At 24.1% G+C, this 6081-nt stretch carries 7 protein-coding genes; all 7 read left to right on the forward strand.

What is annotated here, in order from left to right; genetic code table 11:
- Positions 1–2 precede the first annotated feature (2 nt).
- Positions 3–1067 (forward strand): UDP-N-acetylglucosamine--N-acetylmuramyl-(pentapeptide) pyrophosphoryl-undecaprenol N-acetylglucosamine transferase, encoded by a 1065-nt coding sequence (locus tag ACTT9L_RS07310; protein WP_440928641.1) that lies wholly within the window; start codon positions 3–5, stop codon positions 1065–1067.
- Positions 1057–2451, forward strand: a complete 1395-nt coding sequence (gene murC / locus ACTT9L_RS07315) for a UDP-N-acetylmuramate--L-alanine ligase (protein WP_440928642.1) — start codon at positions 1057–1059, stop codon at positions 2449–2451. The genes ACTT9L_RS07310 and murC overlap by 11 nt, the downstream gene beginning before the upstream one ends.
- Positions 2451–3356 (forward strand): UDP-N-acetylmuramate dehydrogenase, encoded by a 906-nt coding sequence (gene murB / locus ACTT9L_RS07320; protein ID WP_440928643.1) that lies wholly within the window; start codon positions 2451–2453, stop codon positions 3354–3356. The genes murC and murB overlap by 1 nt, the downstream gene beginning before the upstream one ends.
- Position 3357: 1 nt before the next feature.
- Positions 3358–4272, forward strand: a complete 915-nt coding sequence (locus tag ACTT9L_RS07325) for a D-alanine--D-alanine ligase (protein WP_440928644.1) — start codon at positions 3358–3360, stop codon at positions 4270–4272.
- Positions 4253–4924, forward strand: coding sequence for a cell division protein FtsQ/DivIB (locus ACTT9L_RS07330; RefSeq protein WP_440928645.1), 672 nt, complete (start codon positions 4253–4255; stop codon positions 4922–4924). Before ACTT9L_RS07325 ends, ACTT9L_RS07330 begins: the two co-directional genes overlap by 20 nt.
- Positions 4917–5618, forward strand: coding sequence for a hypothetical protein (locus ACTT9L_RS07335; protein WP_440928646.1), 702 nt, complete (start codon positions 4917–4919; stop codon positions 5616–5618). The genes ACTT9L_RS07330 and ACTT9L_RS07335 overlap by 8 nt, the downstream gene beginning before the upstream one ends.
- 63 nt (positions 5619–5681) lie before the next feature.
- Positions 5682–6081, forward strand: a 400-nt coding sequence (locus tag ACTT9L_RS07340) for a UDP-3-O-acyl-N-acetylglucosamine deacetylase (RefSeq protein WP_440928647.1), incomplete at its 3' end; no start/stop codon positions are given.

A 6081-nucleotide genomic window follows, 5' to 3' on the forward strand; every position in this document is an offset into this window, starting at 1 on the left:
AGATGGCACAAAAAATTTTAATTTCCACAGGTGGATCTGGAGGTCATGTTATACCAGCAATTACATTTTATAATCATTTAAAGCATACGCATGAAATTTTTATTTCAACTGATATAAGAGGTCTTGCATATTTAGATAAGAATTACAAAGTTTTCGTAATTAATACTCCAAAATTAAATAATTATATTTTGCTTCCTTTTTCATTTTTAAAAATACTTTTTCTAACTGTAAAATCTTTTTTTCTGTTAAAAAAAAATAAAATTTCAATTTTAATTTCTACTGGTGGCTATATGTCTTTACCACTATGTTTAGCAGCAAAAATATTGGGCATTAATATTTTTTTAATTGAACCAAATATGGTTCTTGGAAGAGCAAATAAATTTTTTTTAAATTTATCAAAAAAATTAATATGTTATTCAAAGAATTTAATTAATTTACCATATGGAATTAATAATAAATTAACCACTATTAAACCTTTGATAAGAAAAGAATATTATGAAACTGTTGAGTATCAAAAAAAAGATAATTTATTCACAATTATAATAATAGGGGGTAGTCAGGGTGCAAAAATCTTTGATCAGCTTTTAAATAAATCTATTGTGAGTATAGCAAAAAAAGTTTCTATCAAAATTATTCATCAAACAAGTGAAAAAAATATAAATTTTTTAAAAAATTTTTATTCTGAGAATAATATTGAAAATAGAGTTTTCAGTTTTGATCACAATTTTAATGAAGTTTTAAAACAGGGAGATTTATGTATAACAAGAGCAGGTGCCTCAAGTTTAGCTGAACTATCCTTATTAGCTATTCCATTTGTAGCAATACCACTTCCGTCATCAAAAGATAATCATCAGTATGAAAATGCAAAATACTACAAGGAACAGGATTGCTGTTGGATAATTGATCAAAAGAATTTTGATGACCAAAAATTTGAGAAATTTTTAATGGAAATGATAAATAAAAGTCAGGATTACATGACAAAAAAAAAAAATTTACAGAAATTAAATTATCAAAATACATGGAATAATGTTAATCAAAAAATATTAAAAATTATTAATGAAAATTAAATTAGCAAAATCAGAACTTATACATTTCGTTGGAATAGGTGGAATAGGTATGAGCGGCTTAGCATTAATAATGAAAGGTAAAGGTTTTAAAGTTCAAGGAAGCGATATTTTAAATAATAAAAATATTGAAAGATTGAGAAAAGAAAAAATTAAAGTATTTATTGGACATAAGAAACAAAATATAGAAAAGGGAACTATATTAGTTGTATCTTCAGCTATTAAAAAAAATAATCCTGAGCTTATTGCGGCTAAAAAAAAACAATTGCCCGTTTATAAAAGAGGAGAAATGCTAGCCAATATTGTTTCTTTAACAAAAAATATTGTAGTAGTTGGGTCACACGGCAAAACCACAACAACATCTTTAATAGCATCTATATTTCAAGAAACAAAAATTGATCCTACAATAATTAATGGTGGAGTAATAAATTCAATTAATAATTCTGCAAAACTTGGGAAAAGTGATTGGTCTATATTAGAGGCAGACGAGTCAGATGGAAGTTTTATTTATATACCCCCAACATATTCAATCATCACCAATATAGATAGAGAGCATATGGATTATTATGGTAGTATGGTTAAATTAAATAAATATTTTGAAAATTTTGTAAATAGAGTTCCTTCATTTGGAAAATCATTTATTTGTTTAGATGATAAAAATAACAAAAAATTAATTAAAAATATCAAAAATAAAAACTTCTATACATATGGATTGGATAGCAAATCAAATTTTTGTATTAAAAATATAAAACAATTAAAAGAGTACTCTGGGTTTGACTTAAATATAAAATTACCAAACAAAAAAATTCAATTAATTAAAAAATTTAAAATCCCCTTATTAGGAACTCATAATATTAAAAATTCTGTAGCTGCAACTGCGTTAGCTTTAACTGTAGGTCTACCAGTAAATGATATAAAAAAAGGACTTAAGAATTTTAAAGGGGTTCAAAGAAGATTTAATAAAATTTTCAATTTTAACAACGTAGATTTTTATGATGATTATGCCCACCATCCTACTGAAATCAAAGAGGTGCTAGATGGTGTAAAAAATGTTTATAAAGATTATGAAAAAATATGTATTTTCCAACCTCATAGAATATCAAGATTGAAAGATTTAAAAAAAGAATTTACCTACGCTTTTAAAAATGCAGATAAAGTTATCTTGTTTCCAATTTATACTGCTGGAGAAAAATTAAAGCTTGGATTTAGTTATATAAATTTTGCAAAAGAAATAATTAAAAACTCAAGAGTCCAGCTATTTTTAGTAGATGATAAATTTCAATTAGCAAAATTTATTAAAGCAAACATATTTGGAAAAAAAATTGTTATAGGAATGGGCGCGGGGACTATTTCAAGCTGGATGCGAGAATTACCTAAATTGTTATAATGAAAATTGATTTAAAAGAGCTGAGCCTAGAATTTAATAACAATTTAAAGTTAGATTATGATCTAAAAAAAAAAAATTGGTTTAACATAGGAGGCAAAACCAAAGCTTTCTATAAGGCAGGTGATTTAAAAGAATTAATTAAGTTTCTTAAAAAAATTCAAGATAAAGAAAAAATATTTATATTAGGAGCTGGCTCTAATACACTTATATCTGATAAGAAATTTGATGGAGTTGTAATAAAACTTACTCAAAATTTTAATAATATTTCTTTACATTCTGAAGAAATCATAGTCGCTGGTAGTGCTGTTACAGATAAATCTTTATCTGATTTTGCAATGGAAAGTAGTTTAGGTGGTTTTGAGTTTCTTTCTTGTATACCTGGTACAATAGGTGGTGGTATTAAAATGAATGCAGGTTGTTTTGAGAGAGAGTTTAAAGATATTCTTATTTCTATTCAGGCAGTAAATAAATCAGGTCAAGTAATTACTTTACCTGCAAAAGATATTAATTTTAAATATAGAGACAGTGGATTATCTGAAGATCTTATTTTTTTAAGTGCATCATTTAGAGGTTTTAAGAAAGATAAGAGTATAATAGAGAATGAGATAAGATCACTTAAAGAAAAAAAAGAGCAAGCTCAACCGACAAAAATTAGAACCAGTGGTAGCACATTTAAAAATCCTATAGATCAATCTAATAAAAAAGTTTGGCAATTAATTAAAGAGTCTGTGCCGTTGGAAAAATCATTCGGAGATGCATCAATTTCTCAAAAACACTGTAATTTTTTTGTAAATAAAGGTAATGCTAAGTTTGAAGATATGAAAAAATTAATAAATTTTGTATCCGATAGTGTATTTAAAAAGACAGGCATTAAATTAGAAACAGAAATAAAAATTTTAGAATAAATTGAAAAAAAAAGTACTTATACTATCAGGTGGAATTTCTAAAGAGAGATTAATTAGTCTTGATACAGGAAATCAAGTTTTTAAAGAATTAAAAAAAAATGGTTATAGAGTTAAAATTTCTGAACCAGATAATTATTTAGAAAAAAATATAAAATTATTTAAGCCGAATGTGATCTTTAATGCTTTACATGGTCAATTTGGAGAGGATGGATATATTCAAACTATATTAGATAGGTTTAAAATTCCATACACTCATTCAAGAGCAATAGCATCTTCAATAGCTATGAATAAAGAAATTTCAAAAAAATTATTTATTAAAAATAAAATTAAAACCCCAAAATTTTTTACATATTCTTATGACATTACAAAATCTAATTTAATAAATAAAATCAACAAAAATTTAAGATTTCCAGTTGTAATTAAACCTTTGAATGAAGGCTCGAGTGTAAATGTCTACATAAGTAGTAAAAAGACTTTAGATAAAATTCTTTATAAACTTAAAGTTTATAAAAAAGTATTAATTGAGGAATTTATTGGAGGAAGAGAAATACAAGTTGCGATTATGGGTGATAAAAAATTAGGAGCAATTGAACTGAAACCCAAAAGAAAATTTTATGATTACCAAGCAAAATATGACTCAAAATCTAAAACTCAACATATCATCCCTGTAGATTTGCCTAAATCTAAGTTTAATAAAGTAATGGATATAGCTTACAAAGCTCATAAAATTATTGGCTGCAGAGGAGTAACTAGGTCAGATTTTAAATTTTTCAATGGAAATTTTTATTTACTAGAACTTAACACACAGCCAGGGATGACTAAACTATCATTAGTACCAGAAATAGCATTGTATAGAGGTATAAGCTTTTTAAAATTAATTGAATGGATGTTGAAAGATGCATCAAAGAAAAAGTAAAAAAATTCTACTTTATTTTTTTTTATTAATAATTGTTTCCTCAATTGGTAACAACACAATTAATAATTATAAATTTAAAAAAATAGAAAATATAAATATTTTTGGATTAGATGAAAAAAATAATCAAATTCTTTTGAATAAGTTGAAAAATTTGAATTTAGGAAATATTTTTTTTATCAATAAAAAAAAAATTGAAAAATTGATTAATTCAAACTCTTTAATTGAGAGTTATGTAGTATTTAAAGAATATCCATCTACAATAAATATTAAAATTGATAAAACGAATTTTTTCGCAAAAATAAATGATAATGGTAAAAATTATCTTGTTGGATCAAATGGTAAATTAACTTTAATTGAGTCTGGTTACAATCAATTACCTTATATTTTTGGCAAACCTAAGGTTGAAGAATTTTTAAAATTTAAAAAAATTATAGATAGGTCAAAATTTTCATATAATGAAATAAAAAATATATATTTTTTTTCATCAAAAAGATGGGACTTAAAGTTTCATGATAATATTTTATTAAAACTACCAAATAATTTAACGCAAGAAACTTTGGATAATTTGTACGAGTTTTTAGAAAATTATAATGGAGAAAATTTTAAAATTATTGATGCAAGATTACAAAATAAGATTGTTTTAGATGAATAAAGAGAATGAATTACAATATTACTTAAGTATTTCTCCAAATAAATATGGAATATACTTATTTGATACAAATAATTTAACAAATTTATATAAAGAGGAAATTATCTTAAAAAATGATACTATTTATCAAAATCATGATGAATTAAAAAAATTTCTTGATGAAAATATATTCAAAATTGAAAAATTAAGTGGAAAATTTATAGAAAATATATTTGTTATTCTTGAAGATAAAAAAATTTTTAATCTAGAAATTGGAATTAAAAAAAAAAATTATAATATTTCAATCACAAAAGAATATTTAGAAAATTCACTTGTTGAAGCCAAAGATTTATTTAGAGAGAGTTATCACAACCAAGAAATTATTCATATGATAGTTAATAAATATTTTATTAATGGTAAGACGCAGTTGTTATTTGAAGAAAACTTAAAATGTGAAAACTTTGCTTTGGAAGTTAATTTTAAATCTATTTCAAATGATATTAATTATGATTTAAATAAGATTTTAGAAAATTATCAAATTAAAATATCAAAATATTTTGATGGAAATTATGTCAAAAAAAATTTTAAGAATGATATTGAGCTATCAGAAATGTCTTATAGGATTTCGTGCGGTTACAATGAAAATGAGGTTTTGTTTGTACCAAAAAACACTAAAAAATTAGACTTTTTTGAAAAATTTTTTCAACTATTTAGCTAATTTTGTTTTTTCCAGTAACATTTGTTGTTTTTTAATAATTAAAAATTCAAATTAAAAGTACATGTGTCTTATTTAACTCAAAAAACAATCAAAAATAATGTCAGCTTCAGCGGCATTGCTCTTCATAGTGGACTAAGTGTAAATGTGAGAATTAAGCCTGCTGAGCCTAATTTTGGAATTGTATTTAAAAGAGTAGATCTAAAAGAAAACAATATAGTTTATCCAAATTTTATGAATGTAAGTAATACATCTTTGAACACAACTGTCGAAAATGAATTTGGGGCAAAAGTTTCAACAATAGAGCATTTAATGGGTGCATTGTTTGGCTTAGGGATTGATAATGCACTAATTGAAATTGATAATGAAGAGGTGCCAATATTAGATGGATCAGCAAAAATATTTATTGAAAGAATATTATCTTCAGGAATTAAAGTAAGCGACTCACCTATTAAAATAATTAAAA

The sequence above is a fragment of the Candidatus Pelagibacter sp. genome, from assembly GCF_052049675.1.
GTDB lineage: Bacteria > Pseudomonadota > Alphaproteobacteria > Pelagibacterales > Pelagibacteraceae > Pelagibacter.